Below are 18,641 nucleotides of genomic sequence, written 5' to 3'. Positions count from 1 at the left end.
CGGAGAACATTACCGCATGTCAGCGGGTGCCTCCGACCGCCTCGGAGTCACCCGGGGGTCACTCCTTGATCTTCCACGGCATCTCGAAGCCGAACTTCCAGACGTAGATCCCGACCAGCACGGCGATGATCACCAGGCCGATGGTCGTCAGGATGATGTTCCGGCGGCGCACCTTGGGGTCGAGCGCACGCTGCGCCGCCTCCGTGACCTTCCGCTTCGTCCAGCGAAGCACCAGCTGGGCCCAGACGAACTCGGTCGCCCAGATCGCCATTCCGCCGAAGATCACCAGCCAGCCGGGCCCGGGCAGCGGCAGCATCACGATGCCCGCGGCCACCACGGCGAGGCCCACGATGAAGACGCCCACCTGCCAGCTGAGGTGCAGCGCCTTGCGGGCCTGGATGAACTCCGGCGCACGCGATCCGAGCGGCTGTTCGTCCTTCGTGCCGACGATTGTTTCGGCAACCTCCGGCTCGTTACTCCCCGTATTCATACGGCCCAACCCTACCGGACGGAAACCCGTCACTGGAATGGCTGTACCAACCGAACGAACAACCCGCCGTACGAGCTACCTAAAGACACCCAAAACCCTCAGAGGGGTTTACAACGGCACCGTAGGTGGCATGTCGATTTCGCCGACGTGCGAATCCCCGAGCGCACACTGAGCGAAAGGCCCTGGCGCTTATGAACACCACGGTCAGCTGCGAGCTGCACCTGCGCCTCGTTGTGTCGAGCGAGTCCTCACTGCCTGTACCCGCAGGACTGCGGTATGACACGGCCGATCCCTATGCCGTGCACGCCACCTTCCACACCGGAGCCGAGGAAACCGTCGAGTGGGTGTTCGCCCGCGACCTCCTCGCCGAGGGCCTGCACCGGCCCACCGGTACCGGCGACGTCCGAGTCTGGCCGTCCCGGAGCCACGGTCAGGGCGTTGTCTGCATCGCCCTGAGTTCCCCCGAGGGTGAGGCTCTGCTCGAGGCCCCGGCGCGGGCCCTGGAATCGTTCCTGAAGCGAACCGACGCGGCCGTGCCTCCCGGCACGGAACACCGCCACTTCGATCTGGATACGGAGCTCTCGCACATCCTGGCCGAAAGTTAGTTCCAGGCCGCGCGAGAGCGCCCGGCGCCGTCCGACTCGGGGCGACGGCTCGGGCATGACAACCGCACAGAGCAGACGCACCGGCGCCGTCGCCGCGGATTCCCGCGGGGACGGCGCCGGTGTGTCGTGTCGTGAAGCCGCTAGCATCGGCCAGCACCGGCGGACACCCTTCCACGCTCTCGACGAGCAAGGAGGGACCCCCACCACCCCCAGGCCAGGGAGCAAATCGTGCTGATCACCCACGACACCCGGTGCGCACTCGACGCCGTGGTCGATCTGGTGAACACCGCACCGGACACCGAGAGTGCGGCGAGCGGCGGGACGGAGGGGCTCGCGGACCTGGCGGCCCTGGGCGAGTTCGTACGAAGCCACGACATAAGCGACGTCGGGGTACTCACGGAGCGTGACCTGGCCGGCGTCCGGCACATCCGGGGCCGCTTCCAGGAAGTCTTCGCGGCGCCCGAGCCGCAGGCCGCGGCGGCAGTGATCAACGAACTGATCGCGGCGGCGGGCACCACGCCCCGGCTCACCGACCACGACGGCTACGACTGGCACGTGCACTACTTCGCGCCCGGCGCCTCCATCGCCGACCACCTCGCGGCGGACTGCGGGATGGCGCTCGCCTTCTTCGTGGTCGCCGGCGAGCAGGAGCGGCTGCGGCGCTGCGAGGCCCCCGACTGCCGGCACGCCTTCGTCGACCTCTCCCGCAACCGCTCACGCCGGTACTGCGACAGCCGCACCTGCGGCAACCGGTTGCACGTCGCCGCCTACCGGGCCCGGCGCAAGGAAGCCGCGGGCTGAGCCCCTGCCGCGGCCCGCACCCGGCACTTTCCCCCGCCGAGACCTCCCGCTAGAGCCGCAGCAGATCGTGCAACGAACCCATCAGGATCAGAACGCCGATCACCGCCAGGAAGATCATCAGGGGTGGTTGGGAGAGCGCGAACAGACAGCCCTTGGGCTCTTCCGTCGCGGCTCGCTCATCGGTCGGCGGGGCGGCATCGCCCTGTGCGGTGTCCAGCATCTCGCCGCGATGATGACTCAGTCCCGGAGGCGCCGATGACCAACACGCCCGGAAAGCGCGGGAGTTCGCCGCATTCCGTGACCTGCGAAAGTCCAGCGTCCCGCGCGTTCCGTCCATGGCCCACCAGCGACGCACCTCGTCAGACTCGGCGGCACCGCCGTCCACACGAACGAGGGACTCTTATGGGCATCGAACGCAGACGGATGTTGACGACCGCGCTCGGCACGACCGCTGCCGCGCTGGTGCCGCTCCCCAGGGCTTCCGCCGTGTCCGCCGCCCCGAAGCCCGTCCGGGCCGTCGGCTGGCAACGGGTCCGCCATCGCGGCATCCGCCCCGACGACCCGGCGGGGCGCGCCCCGCTGGCCAACCCCCGGCGCGGTTTCCGCTACGAGATGTCCTACAACGCGGCGGACCTGACGAGCCCCTGGCCGAACGAACAGGACCACTCCCCCGACGCCGCACGGACCCTGGAGCTCCTGGAGCGCGAGTACGGCCCCGGCGCGAACCTCACCCAGCTGTACTTCTACCTCTGGGACTTCGCGACCTCCGCCATCCCGCAGAGCGCTCTGGACAACATCGAGAGCGTCTTTCGAGGCCTGCGCCGCAAGGGGTACGCGGCGGTCCTGCGCTTCGTGTACGACGACGGCGTGCGGGACAACCGCCGCTACACCGTCCAGGACATCCAGCGGCACATCGGACAGCTGGCGCCGCTCGTCGCGCGCAACAGCGATGTGGTGGCCGTCTGGCAGGCCGGCTTCCTGGGCACCTGGGGCGAGTGGCACGGGAGCCACTACCGGCACGAGACCTACCCCGACGCCGTCACCGCCATCATGACGACCCTCGTCGAGGCACTACCGCCGGGACTGCACACGCAGGTCCGCTACGCCGAGAAGCGCGACATGATCACCAACAGGGCGATCCTGGACCGGGTCGGTTTCCACAACGACTACGTGACGCTCGGTGAGGGCGAGTGGGACTACTACGTCCCCGGCAACCCGGGCTGGCCCAGCTATCTCGACGTCTCGCAGACCCGCATGGTGGACGGCGAGATGCCCTGGGACAAGGGCCAGAGCGCGGATCCGTACGCCTGGAGCACCGTCATCCCGGGAGTGGCCGCCGCGCGGCGGTTGCAGACGCTCCGCTTCGACAGCCTCTCCCTGGTGCACAACGCGACGGTGACCGTCCCGGCCTGGAAGGCGGCGGAGCTGACCGAGCGGCAGGCCACGGAGGCGCTGCTCCCGGTCTCGGACGGCTATTTCCAGGGGCACGACGGGCGGCCGGTGGCACGCACGCAGTTCGAGTACCTGCGGGATCACCTGGGCTACCGGATCGAGGTGCGCGAGGCACGCAACGACCTGTCCGCCGTCCGGCGCGGCCGGCTCCCGGTGCAGGTCGACGTGGTCAACCGGGGCTTCGCGGCGCCCAAGCACCCGCGCCCCGTACGGCTCGTGCTCCTGGACGCGGACGGGCGGACGGTGGCCTCGGCGGACACCGGGGCGGACTGGCGCGACTGGCGGCCGCAGGGGCGTGCGGAGACCGGGGACGACCACGCGGGCCCGACCGTCGCGACCGTACGCGGAGAGCTCGCCCTGCCCGCCGGGGCACGTGGCCCGCATCGCGTGGGTCTCGCCCTGCCCGACCCCGCCTTCCCCGGCCAAGGGCGTCCCGTGCGGTGCGCGAACGGGTCGGTGGAGTGGGTCGACGGCGTGAACGTGGTCGCGAGGGTGCGGCTGGGCGGCTGACCACCTCGCGCACGAGTGCCGTGGTGATCCGCTCTCGGGGCTCAGATGCCGTGCTTCTTCAGGATGGCCTCGATGTCGCTGAAGTCCTCCTTGGGCGCGGCGGCCTTCGGCTGAGCCGCGGGCTGGGCGGCCGGCCGGACGCCCTGGCCCAGGGAGGGTGCGGACGCCGCGGGGGCCACCGCGTCGCGCTGGGCCGCCTTCGCGGCCTTGCGCTCCTTGCGGGTGCCTCCGGAGCGGCGCTCCACGGCGCGAGTGATCATGAAGAGGAGCCAGGCGACGCCGAGCACCCCGAAGCCGGCCCACGCCTTCATGCTGAAGGCGGTGTCCGACAGCCATCCGACGACACCGGTCATCACGAGGGCGACCGGGACCAGCGAGTAGGCGGCGAGGCGCGTGGCCGCGAGGAAACGCTTGCGATAGGCCGTGATCGCGGCAATGCCGAGGCCGGCCGCGGATACGGCGGAACAGACGGTCTCGGCAATCATCCGGTCCTCCAGGCGTGCGGGCGTAGACAGTGGCCCTGAATGGCACGGTCTTCCCCTCCATCCTGCACCGGGTGGGCCCTCCCGGGCCACGCTCCGAGCGGACTTCAGGGACATATCAGGGTCCCGTCTCCTCCGTAGGTTCCGGTCGGCGCCCCGGCCCCGGTTGGGAGGCGGACACGGGGCTGGAAGACTGTGTCCCATGAGCGACTCTGCCCCCGCGGCCCCCGCCGGCCCCCTCGTCATCGACATCTGGTGCGAGCTGCAGTGCCCGGACTGCCGGACCGCCCTCGATGACGTACGCGCGCTCCGTGCCCGCTACGGCGACCGCGTCGACCTGCGGCTCCGGCACTTCCCCCTCGAGAAGCACCAGCACGCCTTCGCCGCCGCCCAGGCCGCCGAGGAGGCCTTCGAGCAAGGGCAGGGCTGGCCGTACGTGGAGGCCGTGCTCGGCAAGGTCGAGGAGCTGACCCGCAAGGGCGAACCCTTCCTGGTCGAGGCCGCGCGTGAACTGGGCCTGGACGCGGAGGAGTTCGACACCGCGCTCGTCGACGGCCGGCACATGCTGATCGTCGACGCGGACCAGGCCGAGGGCAAGGCGATCGGCGTCACCGGGACGCCGACGTACGTCATCGGGGACGAGCGCCTCGACGGCGGCAAGAGCCAGGAGGGCCTGCGCGAGCGCATCGAGGAGATCGCGGACCGCCTGCTCGCGGACTCCGGCCAGGACTCCAGGAACACCTAGAGCAGCTGCTTGTAGACGTAGTACATGACCGGCTCGAAGCCCAGTGACTCGTACAGGCGCAGGGCCGGGGTGTTGCCCGCGAAGACGTTGAGGCCCAGGCGGCCGAGGCCCGCCTCCTGCGCCTGGGTCTCCGCGAGGAACATCAGGGACCGGCCGTGGCCGTGTCCGCGGTACTCCTCGTCGACCGCGACGTCGAAGACGAACCCGTCGGATCCGCGCCGCGCCAGCCACAGGGTGCCGACCGCCGTGCCCTCGTGGGTGAGCACACTGAGGCGGGTACCGGGGGTGGCGATGCCCTGCGGCAGGTGGTCCGCGTGGTCGGCGTCTGACTTGGCGCGCGCCTCCGCCGCGGGGACGCCGCGCTCGATCCAGGTCTGTGCGTAGTCCTCCTTCTCGCGGGCCAGCCAGACCTCGTACTCGTCCTCGGTCATCGGCCGCCCCTCGACGCCCTCCGGGAGCGCGGGCGGCCCGGCGGTCAGGGGCTTGACCATCTGGCGGTTGCGCTCCACGTAGCCGAGGGACACGGCGAGGCGGTGGGCCGCCGCGGCCTCGGCGGGCACGGCCACCTCGATCCGCTCGCAGCCCCAGCCGCGCGCCACCTCCTCGGCGGCGAGCACCGCCACGGTGGCACGGCCGCGTCTGCGGTCGGGCTCCTTGATGCTCAGATCCCGCATCTCGGCGACACCGGGCCCGAACACGGGATGCGTGGCGAGTTCTATCCCGCCCACAGGACGGCTGTTCACGCGCACTTCGTATGTGCGTGACTTGGCGCCGTCAGCGCTCTGCTGAAGCGGCCCGGTCGGCCGCAGGGTCGTGGTCATCAGTGGAGTTCTACCCGCCCTGCGGCTCGTGCGTCATGTGGATTACAAGCAGTTGCGGCCTCTTGCCCGGCCGCTCACGGGTCGAGGTCGTCCGCCGCCCGCTCGCCGAAGATCCGCATCGCCTTGGCGGTCACGGGGCCCGGTGCGCCCGGCAGTTCGCGCCCGTCGATCCGGTGCACGGCCTGCACGTCACGGAGCGTCGAGGTCAGGAACACCTCGTCGGCCCTGTCCAGGACGTCGAACGGCAGATCGCTCTCACGCGCGCCCGTCCAGTCGACGGCCAACGCGCGCGTGATGCCCGCCAGGCACCCGGAGGCGACCGGCGGCGTGTGGATCTCGCCGTCGAGCACCACGAAGACGTTCGACCCCGTGCCTTCGCAGAGCTGCCCCACCGTGTTGGCGAACAGCGCCTCCGTGGCGCCCTGTTCGCTCGCGCGCGCGAGGGCGACGACGTTCTCGGCGTACGACGTGGTCTTCAGGCCGGTCAGGGCGCCGCGCTCGTTGCGGGTCCACGGCACCGTGATGACGGCGGTCGAGTCGGGTCGCCTGCTGACCTCACCGAGGGCGGCGATCAGCGTCGGCCCCTGGTCACCCCGGTCCGAGCCGAGCGGCGAGAGGCCTCCGGTGTACGTGATGCGCAGTCGCCCCAGCGGCATCGGGTTGGCGTCGAGCACGGCGGCGCAGGCCGCGCGCACCTCGTCGAGGTCCGGCTCGGGCAGACCGAGGCCACGTGCCGAACGGGCGAGCCGGTCCAGGTGCCGGGTCAGCGCGAAGGGCCGCCCCTCGACCGACTTCACCGTCTCGAAGATTCCGTCACCGACGGTCAGGCCGTGGTCGAGCACGGAGACGCGGGCCGTCTCGAGGTCCTGCAGGCCGCCATTGAGCCAGATCTTCACTAAAGGGTCCCTCCACTCACTTCGTACGCTCCCGACGCTACCGCCAGCAGCCGTTCCGCCTTCAGTTCGGTCTCCCGCCACTCCCCCTCGGGGTCCGAGCCCCAGGTGATCCCGGCGCCGGTGCCGAACCGCAGCACGCCCTCCGCGCGGTCGATCCAGAAGGTGCGGATGCCGACGGCCAGTTCACCGGTGCCCCGGTCGGCGTCGACCCAGCCGATGCCGCCGCAGTACGGGCCGCGGGGCGCGGTCTCCAGGGCGTCGATGATGCGCAGGGCGCTCGACTTGGGGGCACCGGTGACGGACCCGGGCGGGAAGGCGGCCGCGAGGAGTTCGGGCCAGCCGGCGCCGGGCCTCAGCTCGCCCCGGACGGTGGAGACGAGATGGACGAGGCCCGGATGCTTCTCGACCACGCACAGGTCGGGCACGGTCACGGAGCCGGTCACGCATATCCGCCCGAGGTCGTTGCGGACGAGGTCCACGATCATGACGTTCTCGGCGTAGTCCTTCTCCAGGAGATCCGCCTCGGTCCGGCCCGTCCCCTTGATCGGCCCCGACTCGACGACACCGCCCGCGCGCCGCAGGAACAGCTCGGGCGACGCCGTGGCTATCTCGACGCCGTGGTCCGGCAGGCGGATCGTCCCGGCGTACGGAGCGGGGTTCCCGCGCGCCAGGAGCGCCGTCAGGGCGTCCACGTCGGCGTCCTCGGGGGCGGGCGCGGACAGCACGCGGCAGAGGTTCGCCTGATAGACGTCTCCGGCCGCGATGTGTTCCCGCACACGACGCACCCCGTCCACATACGCGGCGCGGTCGAGCGACGACGTCCAGTCACCTGCGGCGGGCCCCCGCCACGCGCCGGGCACCGGCGCGGGCACCGGATCCGCGCGTACGTCGTCGAAGCGGGCACAGACCAGTTCGCCCTCGAAGTTCGCGGAGACGGCCCAGAAGCCGTGGGAGTCCAGCGCCGAGGGATCGCTGGTCACGTCCCTGAGGCCGGTCGCGAGGAGGCCGCCGAAGCGCGCCATGGGCAGGGACGCCCCGGAGGGCGGCCGGGAGGACATCCGAGGGGCGCTGTGCACGTCTGTGAGTCTATGACCGGTGTCCCGGTCGCGCCCCGGGCCGGTGACAGCGCAGCACGCTGCGCAAACGCGTTTTTGTACTGGCCCAGGAATCCGCTAGAGTTCAACACGTCGCCGGGACGCGCAAGCGGGCCGGGAAAGACAAGCGGACGTAGCTCAGTTGGTAGAGCGCAACCTTGCCAAGGTTGAGGTCGCCAGTTCGAACCTGGTCGTCCGCTCGCAGGAAGTGGGGGATCTTCCCGACCCCCCGCACTCCTGGTGGAGTGGCCGAGAGGCGAGGCAACGGCCTGCAAAGCCGTCTACACGGGTTCAAATCCCGTCTCCACCTCCAAGGACGATTAGCTCAGCGGGAGAGCGCTTCCCTGACACGGAAGAGGTCACTGGTTCAATCCCAGTATCGTCCACTGGATCTTCTCGAAGGCTCCGTCTTCCTGAGGTCTGAACCCGCGCGATTAGCTCAGCGGGAGAGCGCTTCCCTGACACGGAAGAGGTCACTGGTTCAATCCCAGTATCGCGCACGCAGTACGCAGCACACGCAGGTTGACCCGCGCGATTAGCTCAGCGGGAGAGCGCTTCCCTGACACGGAAGAGGTCACTGGTTCAATCCCAGTATCGCGCACCACCCGTACGAAGCCCCCGGCCGTTCCCACGGCCGGGGGCTTCGTCGTTCCTCCGGTCAGGAGGAGAAGAGCATGTGTCCGAAGCTCTGGTGACGCTTGTGGTGGCCGTAGTGCCCGCCGTGACCGCCGTGGTGGCCGCCGTGCTGGGGAGCGCCCCAGGCCGGGGCCTGAGCGGCCGGGTAGCCCTGCGGGGCGGGCGGTGGGGGCGGGGCCTGCTGGCCGCCCCACTGGCTCTCCAGCCGGCTCAGGGACTCGAGCTCGCCATAGTCGAGGAATATCCCGCGGCAACCGCTGCACTGCTCGATCTGGACGCCATTGCGGTTGTACGTGTGCATCGGTGCGTGGCACTTGGGACACTGCATGGTCGGCTCAACTCCTCGCCGGTCGTGACTGTTTCGCCGGAACTCTGCCCGGCTTCGGTGCGTTGCACCCTACTTCGTGGTGGTGGGCTCCAACTCCGGTGGGAGGGCGGCCATTCGATCACAGGCGTCGACCACGGCCAGCTCCACCTCGTCCAGGGCCCGGTTCTCCTTGACGGACTTGGCGACGGCCAGGGCGGCTGTCTGCGCGGTGAGGGCGCGGGCCGGTACGTCGAGGGCGGGCCAGGGGTCCGTGCCGTCGGGCGGAACCGCCGGTCCGCGTGCCGCGCGGTAGGCGGTGAGGAAGCGGGTCCACTCGTCGGGGGCGAGGAGGCCGCAGGCGTACCAGGCGGCGGGGCGGGCCAGGTCCCAGGCCGGGTCGCCGAGGCCGAGATCGTCGATGTCGATGAGCAGCCAGCGCCCGGCGGGTGTGCGGACGAGCTGGCCCAGATGGAGGTCGCCGTGGCACAGGAGCTTGGGGGGCGGTGCGGGCGCCTCGGCCCGGGCCCAGGCGGGCAGCGTGGCCCAGGCGCGCTCGACGGGGGCTGCCGCGGGGTGCGGACCCGCGGCCCGCATCCGCGTCATCGCGCGGGCGGCCTTCGCGGGGCCGCGCATGTCGGGGAGCGGCTGCGGGAGTTCCGCGGGGGATGTGGCGTGCAGGCGGGCGAGGAGGGTCGCCACGGCTTCCCAGGGGGCGGCGTCGGGGTCGTCGCGGTCCACCGGGGTACCGGCCTCCCAGCAGGTGACGAGGCGCCCGTGCAGCGGTATCGCGGTATCGCCGAGCGGCGGGAGGAGGGTGCCGTGGAGGGCGGCGGCAACCTGCAGACGGACCGCAAGCTCGGCGGGGTCCGTGCCAGGGGCGTGCGCCTTGGCGACGGTGTCCCCGTGCCGGACGACCGTGGCATCATCCCGGTCCGCGAGGACGACTTCGGGCACGCACGCGCAGGGACGCGGGGCCCGGTGGGCCGCGTGGCCGGCCTCCTCGGTCAGCACAGCCAGCAAGGCGGTCACGGATCCCCCGGGGTACGTCGATCGATGCTCCCGCGAGCGTACGCGGGGGGGGCGCAGGAGAACCCCGCGGAGCCCTCGGCACCCCACAGGCTCCCAGCACAAAGAAGTGCCCGCGCAGCTCCCCAGCTGCGCGGGCATTTCTCGTGCCGTCCGCCGCACCCCCGTCCCCACGGGGTTTCCTGGCCGGATGTCCCCGCCCGGACCGCTCATCCGGGCCCGGGGCGCCGCTCAGCGCCCCAGCATCACGCCCACGGACGACGCCTGTGTGACCACTGCGTCCCAGCCGCCGAAGACGACCACCAGCAGGGCCGCCAGAGGAAGAACCATGGCCGTCGCCACCAAGGGATGGCGCGTGCCGGACGGGCGGACGCCGAACGTGGCGAAAGCCTTACGTCCCTGCGTGCGGACCATTGCCCGCGGTGCCGTGTCCGCCATGGTTCCTCTCCTGACCGAGTCTGTATGAATGTGACAGCGGCGGGTGTCGGACCTCGGGGGACGAGTGCTGCACCCGCCGCTTGACCTCAAATCTAGGTGCGCCCGAAGCGTGGGTCGTCATGCCCTCGTACCGATTGGCGGGCCTCCCGGAGGATGAGCGATCGGCCCCCGCGTACTCCCATGGGTGGAGACGGGGTCCTAGGTCTCAGGGTCTTCCCGGAGGGGTCGTGCCGCCTGCTCGGAGGTGTCCTCCCGCGGAATGGGCTGCTCGACCAGAGCCAGGACACGGGTCGCCATGAACCGTGCCGTCCGCACGACGGAGCCTCCCCCGCTGCCTGAAGGACGCGGGGGGACCCCCAGGGTGACTTCGCTCACTTCGACCACCCCTCTGCGCACCGCTGTCTCCACCCGGCGGCCCGCCCGGCTCGCCACCACCTCGTACGTCCGCGTCGTGTCCCCGGCGTCCACGACTATCTCCACGCGATCACCCTTCACGGGATCAATCCCCCTTCAACGACGGACGGTTGGGGAGCAAGCCCTGTACAACGGCCGCTCTCCCCCGGCGCCCTGACCACTCTTCAAGTTTCCCACCCGGCACTGACAATCGGTCGGGCCGTGAGGGCGCGGCCTCTGCACCTGCCCGGCCACGGAAACGTAAGCTGTGGCACGACAACGGACCGGGCAGCGGGGATGGACATGGCGATGATGCGGCTCCGGCGCGAGGACCCGCGTGTCGTCGGCTCGTTCAGACTGCACAGGCGGCTGGGCGCCGGCGGCATGGGTGTCGTCTACCTGGGGTCGGACCGGCGGGGGCAGCGCGTCGCCCTCAAGGTGATCCGGCCCGATCTGGCGGAGGACGAGGAGTTCAGATCGCGCTTCGCGCGCGAGGTCTCCGCGGCCCGCCGCATCCGCGGCGGCTGTACCGCGCGGCTCGTCGCCGCCGATCTCGACGCCGACCGGCCGTGGTTCGCCACGCAGTACGTCCCCGGGCCCTCCCTGCACGACAAGGTCGCCGCCGAGGGTCCGCTCTCCGCGGCCGACGTGGCGGTCGTCGGCTCGGCGCTCGCCGAAGGCCTCGTCGCCGTACATGAAGCCGGGGTCGTGCACCGCGACCTGAAGCCGTCGAACATCCTGCTGTCCCCGAAGGGGCCGCGGATCATCGACTTCGGCATCGCCTGGGCCACCGGCGCCTCGACACTGACCCATGTGGGCACCGCCGTCGGCTCGCCCGGATTCCTCGCGCCCGAACAGGTGCGCGGTGCCGCCGTCACGCCCGCCACGGACGTGTTCGCCCTCGGCGCCACCCTTGCGTACGCGGGGATGGCGGACTCACCCTTCGGGCACGGCAGTTCAGAGGTCATGCTCTACCGCGTCGTCCATGAGGAGGCGCAGCTCGGCGGGGTGCCGGACGCCCTCGCCCCGCTGATCAGGGCCTGCCTCGCCAAGGACCCGGAGGAGCGTCCCAGCACGCTCCAACTGTCACTCAGGCTCAAGGAGATCGCGGCCCGTGAGGCACAGGGCCTGACGGACCCGCGGCCGCCCGCGCCCCGGCAGGACCAGGACCGTCCGACGGGACGGATGGCCGAGGAGTACGCGGACCAGCGCACGCAGCGGCGTCATCCGCAGGGCACTCCCCCGCCCCGGCCCAGTTCGTCACGGCCGAGTTCCCCGCGGACCGGGGGCTCGCGCACGGGTTCCTCGCGCCCGAATTCGGCCCGGCCCAGTTCCTCGCGGGCCGGATCCGGTTCCTCGCGATCCGGTTCACGTCCCGGGCAGGCCCGGAACACCACGCGCTCAGGCGGCGCCCGGCGGCCCGCCAACCCGCGGCTGCTGCGCCAGCGGCTCTTCGTCTTCGTGGTCGTGACGCTGCTCGTGGCCCTGGGGATCGCGGCGGCCCAGGGATGCCAGGGGCCCGCGCGCGGGCTCGGCGGCAGCGGCGCGCACGAGGTGCGCGACGTACAGCAGAGCCAGCGGCAGGACCCGGGGCCGGGCCCTCAGAGCTGAGGGCGGCCCGTCGCCACCGCGTAGAACGCGACCGCGGCCGCCGCTCCCACGTTCAGCGAGTCGACGCCGTGGGCCATCGGGATGCGGACCCATTCGTCGGCTGCCATCAGGGCCTTCGTGGTGAGGCCCTCGCCCTCCGCGCCGAGCATCAGTGCGACCCGGTCCATGCGGTGGGGCGCCGCCTCGTCCAGGGTCTTCGCCTTGTCGTCCGGGGTGAGCGCCAAGAGGTTGAACCCCGCCTCGCGTACGCCATCCAGACCCTTCGGCCAGGATTCGAGGCGGGCGTAGGGGACGGAGAAGACCGCGCCCATGGAGACCTTCACCGAGCGGCGGTAGAGCGGATCCGCGCAGTCCGGTGAGAGCAGGACCGCGTCCATGCCGAGGGCGGCTGCACTGCGGAAGATCGCGCCGATGTTGGTGTGGTCGTTGACCGACTCCATGACGACGACGCGGCGCGCCGTGGTGAGGAGTTCGTCCGACGTCGGCAGCGGCTTGCGCTGCATCGAGGCGAGGGCGCCGCGGTGCACGTGATAGCCGGTGACCTGCTCGGCCAGGTCGGGGTTGACCGCGTACACCGGGGCCGGGACCTCGTCGATGACGTCCCGCATGACGTCGACCCACTTGGCGGAGAGCAGCATCGAGCGCATCTCGTAGCCCGCCTGCTTGGCGCGTCTGATCACCTTCTCGCCCTCGGCGATGAAGAGGCCTTCGGCGGGCTCGCGCTTGCGGCGCAGTTCGACGTCGGTCAGGCCCGTGTAGTCGCGCAGGCGCGGGTCGGTGGGGTCGTCAACGGTGATGAGATCAGCCACAGGGTGATACTGCCTTGTCCTGGGTGTGGTGCCAACGCCTGGGAACGGGTTGGGTTACCGATGGTTACTCGAGGGGTCGGGGTGGCTAGGCGGAACCGTCGGGGCCCACGTTCACCACGTCGCCGATGACGATGACGGCCGGGGGCCTCACCTCGTGCGCGGCGACCTCGGCGGCGACGGTGGCGAGGGTGGCGTCCACGCGGCGCTGGGCCGCGGTGGTGCCCTCCTGGATCAGGGCGACGGGGGTCTCGGGCGACCTGCCGTGCGAGGTGAGCGTCTCGGCGATCTTGCCGATCTTGTCCACGCCCATCAGGACCACGAGGGTGCCGCGCAGCTTGGCCAGGGCCGCCCAGTCGACCAGGGAGCGCTCGTCGTCCGGGGCCACGTGGCCGCTGACCACCGTGAACTCATGGGCGACGCCGCGATGCGTGACGGGGATGCCCGCCGCGCCGGGCACCGAGATCGAGCTGGAGATGCCGGGGACCACGGTGCAGGCGATGCCCTCCTCGGCCAGCGCCTGGGCCTCTTCCATGCCGCGCCCGAAGACGAAGGGGTCGCCACCCTTGAGACGCACGACCGACTTGCCCTGCTTCGCGTGCTCGATGAGGGCGTTGTTGATGGCCTCCTGGGCCATGAAGCGCCCGTACGGGATCTTCGCCGCGTCGATCACCTCGACGTGCGGCGGGAGTTCGGCGAGCAGGTCGCGGGGGCCGAGCCGGTCGGCGATGACCACGTCCGCCTCGGCGAGGAGACGACGGCCGCGGACCGTGATGAGGTCGGGGTCGCCGGGCCCGCCGCCGACGAGGGCGACGCCGGGGGTGCGGGTGCGGTGGTGGGGTGCCACGAGGGTGCCGTCGCGCAGGCCCTCGACGACCGCGTCGCGGATGGCCGCGGTGCGGCGGGGGTCGCGGCCGTGGATGTCCGTGGTGAGGACGGCGACCGTGACGCCCTCGGAGCGGCCGGTCGCGGGGGTCAGCGCGGTGGCGGCGTCGGCGTCGTCCGAGCGGACGCACCAGACGCGGTGGGCTTCGGCCTCCGCGGAAGCGGCCCTGTTGGCCTCGCCGTCACTGGTGGCGATGAGGGCGTACCAGGCGTCCTTGAGGTCGCCTGTCTCGTAGCGGCGGCGCTCCCAGGTGATCTCCCCCGCGTCCGCCATCGCCTCCACCGAAGGGGTCGCCGTCGGCGACACGAGGTGGATGTCGGCGCCCGCGGCGATCAGGGCGGGGAGGCGGCGCTGGGCCACCTGGCCGCCGCCGAGGACGACCGTGCGGCGGTCGGTGAGGCGGAGGCCTACGGGGTAGGCGGGGCTTTCGGCCATGGCGGGAGGCTCCTCGTGCGGGGCGCTGCCGCTGCGGCGGTGGAGCGGCGCTGACGTGCGGGTTCTACGTGCGAGTTCACTTTACGGTGCGGGTAGGGGCGGGCTCTTTCCGCGAGCCCGCCCCTACCCCCCGACAACCGGGGCTTCGCCCCAGAACGCGGCTACTTCTCCGTTACCCCCGCCGAGTCGAACGTGGCCACCTCGTGCATCGCGCGGGCCGCGCTCTGCACCACCGGGAGGGCGAGCAGGGCGCCGGTGCCCTCGCCCAGGCGGAGGTCGAGGTCGATCAGGGGGCGCAGGCCCAGCTTGTTCAGGGCCGCCACGTGGCCCGGCTCCGCGCTGCGGTGGCCCGCGATGCAGGCCGCGAGGACCTCGGGGGCGATGGCGCGGGCGACCAGGGCCGCCGCGCCGGCGCTCACGCCGTCCAGGATGACCGGCGTACGCAGGGAGGCGCCGCCGAGGAGCAGGCCCACCATCGCCGCGTGCTCCAGGCCGCCGATCGCCGCGAGGACGCCGATCGGGTCGGCAGGGTCGGGCTGGTGCAGCTCCAGGGCGCGGCGCACGACGTCGACCTTGCGGCTGTGCATCTCGTCGTTGATGCCCGTGCCTCGGCCGGTCACCTCGCCGGGGTCGGTGTCCGTGTAGACGGAGATGAGGGCCGCGGACGCCGTGGTGTTCGCGATGCCCATCTCGCCGGTGAGCAGGGCCTTGTTGCCCGCGGCCACCAGGTCGCGGGCGGTCTCGATGCCGACCTCGATGGCCGCCTTGACCTCCTCGCGGCTCAGTGCGGGGCCGGTCGTCATGTCGGCCGTGCCCGCGCGGATCTTGCGGGGCAACAGACCGGGGGTGGCCGGGAGTTCGCTGGCCACGCCCACGTCGATGACGCAGACCTCGGCGCCCACCTGGTTGGCGAAGGCGTTGCAGACCGCGCCGCCGCCGAGGAAGTTGGCGACCATCTGCGCGGTCACCTCCTGGGGCCAGGCGGTGACACCCTGGGCGTGCACACCGTGGTCGCCCGCGAAGATCGCGACGGCCGCGGGCTCCGGGATCGGCGGCGGGCACTGCCGGGAGAGGCCGGAGAGCTGCGCGGAGATGATCTCCAGCATGCCGAGCGCGCCCGGCGGCTTCGTCATCCGCTTCTGCCGCTCCCACGCCTCACCGAGCGCCTTCGCGTCCAGCGGACGGATGTTGGAGACGGTCTCGGCGAGCAGGTCGTGCGGGTCCTCGCCGGGCAGGGCACGGCGGCCGTACGTCTCCTCGTGGACCACCCAGGAGAGGGGGCGGCGCTTGGACCAGCCTGCCTGCATCAGCTCAGGCTCCTCGGGGAACTCGTCGACGTAACCGACACAGAGATAGGCCACCACTTCGAGGTGCTCGGGCAGGCCGAGGGTCCTGACCATCTCGCGTTCGTCGAAGAAGCTGACCCAGCCGACGCCCAGGCCCTCGGCGCGCGCCGCGAGCCAGAGGTTCTCGACCGCGAGGGCCGAGGAGTACGGGGCCATCTGCGGCTGCGTGTGACGGCCGAGGGTGTGGCGGCCGCCGCGGGTCGGGTCGGCGGTGACGACGATGTTCACCGGGGTGTCGAGGATGGCCTCGATCTTCAGTTCCTTGAACTGCTTCGCGCGGCCCTTGGGGAGCGACTTCGCGTACGCGTCCTTCTGGCGCATGGCCAGTTCGTGCATCGTGCGGCGGGTGTCCGCCGAGCGGATGACGACGAAGTCCCAGGGCTGCGAGTGGCCCACGGAGGGCGCCGTGTGGGCCGCCTCCAGGACGCGGAGCAGCACCTCGTGCGGGATGGCGTCGCTGCGGAAGCCGTTGCGGATGTCGCGGCGTTCGCGCATGACGCGCAGGACGGCCTCGCGCTCGGCGTCGTCGTAGGCGGGGGCGGCGGGCGCCTCCGACTGCTGGACCGGCTCCGGCTGCCCGACGGGCTCGGGGACGACGGCCTCGTCCGCGGCTTCCGCCGGGTCGGCGGCCTCGGGCACGTGGACGGGCCCGGCTTCGACGACGGCCAGGGGCTCGGGGGCCTCCGGAGCGGCCGACGCCTCCAGGATCTCGACTGCCGGAGGGGCGACCTCCGCCTCGACGGGCTCGGGCTGCGCCTCAGGGGCCTCGGGCTCCTCCGCCGTGTCCGGGGCGGGAGTCGCCGCCACGGCCACGGCCTCTCCACTGTCACGCGGTGCGGGCACGGTGGCCTCGGGCTGGGGGGAGACGGGCTGGGGGGCCTCGGGCGTTTCGGCGGGTGCGGCGATCTCGGCGGCTTCGGCGGGCTCTGCGGCTTCGGCGGCTTCGGCGGCTTCGGCGGCTTCGAGGAGAGCCGAGGGGTCCTGGGCCTCGGGGGCCTCGGGGGCCTCCGGGGTGGCCGGCGTCTCCGGGATGCCGGCTGCCGGAAGGGCGGCCTCCGGCTCGACGGGTTGCGGCTGCGGCTGCGCCTCGGGGGCCTCAGGCTGCGGGGCCTCGAAGTGCTCCGGCGGTACGGGCGCCGAAGGGACGGACGCCTGCGGTACGGACTCCGGGGGGACCGACAGGGCGTGCGGAGGCGTCGGTGCCAGGTGAGGCGTGGTCGGCACGGAGCCCTCGACCGGCACGAACTGGCCGAGGGGCGCGGGGGCCTGGGGCGCGGCGTAGGACTGCGGGTTCAGGTCCCCCTGCAGCTCCTCGCCCTGCGGCGCCTGGGCCGCGGAGACGTCTGCGTACTGCTGGGCCTGCTGGGCCTGCGGGATGTGCGGGCCCTGGGCCGCGTGTCCCGCGCCCGCGAGCGGCGCGTCCGACCAGGGCTGCGCGCCCGCCATGGCGAACTGCGGCTGGCCGGAGCCCTGCGCGTGCACGGGCTCCTGGCTCGCTTCCGGGGCGGGCGCGGACGGGTCCACGGCGGCGGGCTGCTCGGCCGACGGCTGCTCGGCGTCCACGGCGAACGCGGGCTGCCCGGCATCGGCGACGGCCTGCGCGAACTGGGCGTCGGCCTCAGCACCTTGCGCGGCCGCAAGGTCGGCTGCATCCGCGGCCTGCGGGAAGGCGGCAGCCGGCGTCTCGGCGGCCGGCGCGGGCTGCGGGGCCTCGGGCGCGACCGCGTCCTGCGTGCCCGGTGCGTCCGGTGCGTCCTGCGCCTCCGGCATGCCCTCTGTGACGGGAGCGACGGGAGTGCCGGGAGTGACGTCCGGGACGACCGTTTCTGCTGGTGCGACGAACTGCACGGACTGCCCGTACTGAGGAGACTGGGAGCCCTGGGCGTGCTGGGGCTGCTGCGGCTGAGGCGTCCACGGCGTCGCGCCCTGCGGCGCGTTCTCACCGAGCTGCTGCCCCGGCAGCATCCCTTCCTCGTCGCGCGGGATGTCGAGGTACTCGGGCCCCACGGTGGGCGGCCCCGCGTGCCGCACGGGCGCGGCGTGCTGCGGCGCACCGGCCGGTCCGCGGTCGGCGAGGGAACGTACGGGACTGCCCGAGCCGTCGGGTACGGCGGGACCCGACGGGCCCCGGTGGAGCGGGCGGCGGGACGGGCCGGGGTGCGACGCGGGCGCGGGGGTGGCCGCACCGGGCAGCTGGACGCCGTTCAGGTCGACCGAGCCGCTGTCACGGCCGGCCGTCTCGTGCGGGCCCGGCTGATGCATGGCCTGCGGCTGCCCGACCGACTGCTGCCCGACCGCGTGCTGGGCGGCCGACTGCTGGGCGAACGCCTGCGGGGCCGCCGCGTGCTGGCCGCCGACGGACTGATCGGGCATGGGCTGCGGCTGGTCCGCCGCGGAAGGATCGACACCGGGCTGGCCGGCCACCGGCTGCCCGGCGGCGTACTGGCCCCCGAGCGAAGCGTCCGCCACCGGCTGGCCCACACCCTGCCCGACAGCCACCGGCTGACCCGGCTGCGGCTGGGCCGACGTCGGCTCGCTCCAGGCGCCCTGGGCACCCGGCATCAGCAACAGGTCGTCATCATCCGCGGGGGCGACGCTCTCGGCGGGATTCTCGGAGGGGTCGAGGTAGGTGTACGCGCCCGGGGCGGGGACGCCCGGCTGCTCCACCATGCCTGCGTTCTCCGGCAGTCCCTCGCCCGGGACCTGGCCGGTGTCGGTCATGCGTAACCCCTCGCCCATCGGTTAGTGCTTCTTCGACCGCCCCTCAGCCTTCGGCCGGGGAAGCCCCATCGCCCGGAGCGGCGCACCAACCGCCCGTCAATCTCAACGAGCGTGCGCGCCACGCGGCACGAACCGCGTAC

General features: G+C 72.4%; 18 protein-coding genes and 5 tRNA genes. 10 read left to right on the top strand and 13 right to left on the bottom strand.

The genetic code is table 11. The features are described from left to right. Window positions 1-58: 58 nt before the first annotated feature. Window positions 59-490: a TIGR02611 family protein gene (locus tag OG302_RS33925; protein ID WP_371530253.1), complete on the bottom strand. Its 432-nt coding sequence runs from the start codon at window positions 488-490 to the stop codon at window positions 59-61. Between the two features lie 191 nt (window positions 491-681). Here OG302_RS33925 and OG302_RS33920 point away from each other — a divergent pair, with 191 nt between their 5' ends. Together OG302_RS33920 and OG302_RS33915 are read left to right on the top strand one after the other, a co-directional pair. Continuing rightward, complete coding sequence (locus OG302_RS33920; RefSeq protein WP_003959770.1) at window positions 682-1,095, top strand: SsgA family sporulation/cell division regulator; 414 nt, start codon at window positions 682-684, stop codon at window positions 1,093-1,095. A gap of 228 nt (window positions 1,096-1,323) precedes the next feature. After that, window positions 1,324-1,896: a CGNR zinc finger domain-containing protein gene (locus tag OG302_RS33915; protein WP_371530252.1), complete on the top strand. Its 573-nt coding sequence runs from the start codon at window positions 1,324-1,326 to the stop codon at window positions 1,894-1,896. Between the two features lie 49 nt (window positions 1,897-1,945). Here the strand turns inward: OG302_RS33915 and OG302_RS33910 are convergent, their stop codons facing one another. Further along, window positions 1,946-2,116 (bottom strand): hypothetical protein, encoded by a 171-nt coding sequence (locus OG302_RS33910; protein WP_361834430.1) that lies wholly within the window; start codon window positions 2,114-2,116, stop codon window positions 1,946-1,948. A gap of 203 nt (window positions 2,117-2,319) precedes the next feature. On the opposite strand from OG302_RS33910, the gene OG302_RS33905 reads away from it, so the two are divergent. Beyond that, window positions 2,320-3,858: a DUF4874 domain-containing protein gene (locus tag OG302_RS33905; protein ID WP_371530251.1), complete on the top strand. Its 1,539-nt coding sequence runs from the start codon at window positions 2,320-2,322 to the stop codon at window positions 3,856-3,858. Between the two features lie 41 nt (window positions 3,859-3,899). Here the strand turns inward: OG302_RS33905 and OG302_RS33900 are convergent, their stop codons facing one another. Then, window positions 3,900-4,343: a hypothetical protein gene (locus tag OG302_RS33900; RefSeq protein ID WP_371530250.1), complete on the bottom strand. Its 444-nt coding sequence runs from the start codon at window positions 4,341-4,343 to the stop codon at window positions 3,900-3,902. A 199-nt stretch (window positions 4,344-4,542) separates the two neighbouring features. On the opposite strand from OG302_RS33900, the gene OG302_RS33895 reads away from it, so the two are divergent. Further along, window positions 4,543-5,085, top strand: coding sequence for a DsbA family protein (locus OG302_RS33895; protein ID WP_371530249.1), 543 nt, complete (start codon window positions 4,543-4,545; stop codon window positions 5,083-5,085). Here the strand turns inward: OG302_RS33895 and OG302_RS33890 are convergent. The 3 genes from OG302_RS33890 to OG302_RS33880 form a co-directional block, all read right to left on the bottom strand. Beyond that, a complete protein-coding gene (locus OG302_RS33890) occupies window positions 5,082-5,906 on the bottom strand; it encodes a GNAT family N-acetyltransferase (protein ID WP_371530248.1) in 825 nt (274 codons plus the stop codon). The genes OG302_RS33895 and OG302_RS33890 overlap by 4 nt on opposite strands. 74 nt (window positions 5,907-5,980) lie before the next feature. Then, entirely contained in the window at window positions 5,981-6,802 is an 822-nt protein-coding gene (locus tag OG302_RS33885; RefSeq protein WP_371530247.1) for an aminotransferase class IV, read from the bottom strand. Next, window positions 6,802-7,860 (bottom strand): chorismate-binding protein, encoded by a 1,059-nt coding sequence (locus OG302_RS33880; protein WP_371750317.1) that lies wholly within the window; start codon window positions 7,858-7,860, stop codon window positions 6,802-6,804. Before OG302_RS33880 ends, OG302_RS33885 begins: the two co-directional genes overlap by 1 nt. Before the next feature lie 163 nt (window positions 7,861-8,023). Here OG302_RS33880 and OG302_RS33875 point away from each other — a divergent pair. The 5 genes from OG302_RS33875 (at window position 8,024) to OG302_RS33855 (ending at window position 8,500) form a co-directional block, all read left to right on the top strand. Continuing rightward, window positions 8,024-8,096, top strand: a tRNA-Gly gene (locus OG302_RS33875). Window positions 8,097-8,135: 39 nt separating this feature from the next. After that, window positions 8,136-8,209, top strand: a tRNA-Cys gene (locus OG302_RS33870). Window position 8,210: 1 nt separating this feature from the next. Beyond that, window positions 8,211-8,282: transfer RNA gene (locus tag OG302_RS33865), tRNA-Val, on the top strand. Window positions 8,283-8,324: 42 nt separating this feature from the next. Next, window positions 8,325-8,396 (top strand) — tRNA-Val (locus OG302_RS33860). Window positions 8,397-8,425: 29 nt separating this feature from the next. Then, window positions 8,426-8,500 (top strand) — tRNA-Val (locus OG302_RS33855). Between the two features lie 54 nt (window positions 8,501-8,554). Here the strand turns inward: OG302_RS33855 and OG302_RS33850 are convergent. The 4 genes from OG302_RS33850 to OG302_RS33835 all read right to left on the bottom strand — a co-directional run bounded on the left by OG302_RS33850 (window position 8,555) and on the right by OG302_RS33835 (window position 10,798). Continuing rightward, window positions 8,555-8,860 carry a zf-TFIIB domain-containing protein gene (locus OG302_RS33850; protein ID WP_371530246.1) on the bottom strand — a complete coding sequence of 102 codons (306 nt, stop codon included), beginning with the start codon at window positions 8,858-8,860 and terminating at the stop codon, window positions 8,555-8,557. Window positions 8,861-8,929: 69 nt separating this feature from the next. After that, complete coding sequence (locus OG302_RS33845) at window positions 8,930-9,868, bottom strand: aminoglycoside phosphotransferase family protein (RefSeq protein WP_371530245.1); 939 nt, start codon at window positions 9,866-9,868, stop codon at window positions 8,930-8,932. Window positions 9,869-10,096: 228 nt separating this feature from the next. Then, window positions 10,097-10,303 carry a hypothetical protein gene (locus tag OG302_RS33840; protein ID WP_371530244.1) on the bottom strand — a complete coding sequence of 69 codons (207 nt, stop codon included), beginning with the start codon at window positions 10,301-10,303 and terminating at the stop codon, window positions 10,097-10,099. 198 nt (window positions 10,304-10,501) lie between these two features. Further along, window positions 10,502-10,798 (bottom strand): hypothetical protein, encoded by a 297-nt coding sequence (locus OG302_RS33835; RefSeq protein ID WP_371530243.1) that lies wholly within the window; start codon window positions 10,796-10,798, stop codon window positions 10,502-10,504. A 201-nt stretch (window positions 10,799-10,999) separates the two neighbouring features. On the opposite strand from OG302_RS33835, the gene OG302_RS33830 reads away from it, so the two are divergent. After that, a complete protein-coding gene (locus OG302_RS33830) occupies window positions 11,000-12,307 on the top strand; it encodes a serine/threonine-protein kinase (protein WP_371530242.1) in 1,308 nt (435 codons plus the stop codon). Here the strand turns inward: OG302_RS33830 and OG302_RS33825 are convergent. From OG302_RS33825 to cobT, 3 genes are all read right to left on the bottom strand, one after another. Further along, window positions 12,298-13,116: a TrmH family RNA methyltransferase gene (locus tag OG302_RS33825; RefSeq protein ID WP_371530241.1), complete on the bottom strand. Its 819-nt coding sequence runs from the start codon at window positions 13,114-13,116 to the stop codon at window positions 12,298-12,300. The genes OG302_RS33830 and OG302_RS33825 overlap by 10 nt on opposite strands. Window positions 13,117-13,201: 85 nt before the next feature. Beyond that, window positions 13,202-14,434 (bottom strand): uroporphyrinogen-III C-methyltransferase, encoded by a 1,233-nt coding sequence (gene cobA / locus OG302_RS33820; RefSeq protein ID WP_371530240.1) that lies wholly within the window; start codon window positions 14,432-14,434, stop codon window positions 13,202-13,204. Window positions 14,435-14,595: 161 nt separating this feature from the next. Next, on the bottom strand, window positions 14,596-18,501 hold the full coding sequence (gene cobT / locus OG302_RS33815; protein WP_371530239.1) for a nicotinate-nucleotide--dimethylbenzimidazole phosphoribosyltransferase: 3,906 nt from the start codon (window positions 18,499-18,501) through the stop codon (window positions 14,596-14,598). Between the last annotated feature and the right edge of the window lie 140 nt (window positions 18,502-18,641).

Source organism: Streptomyces sp. NBC_01283 (assembly GCF_041435335.1).
GTDB lineage: Bacteria > Actinomycetota > Actinomycetes > Streptomycetales > Streptomycetaceae > Streptomyces.
This window is presented reverse-complemented; position numbering and strand designations above follow the sequence as displayed.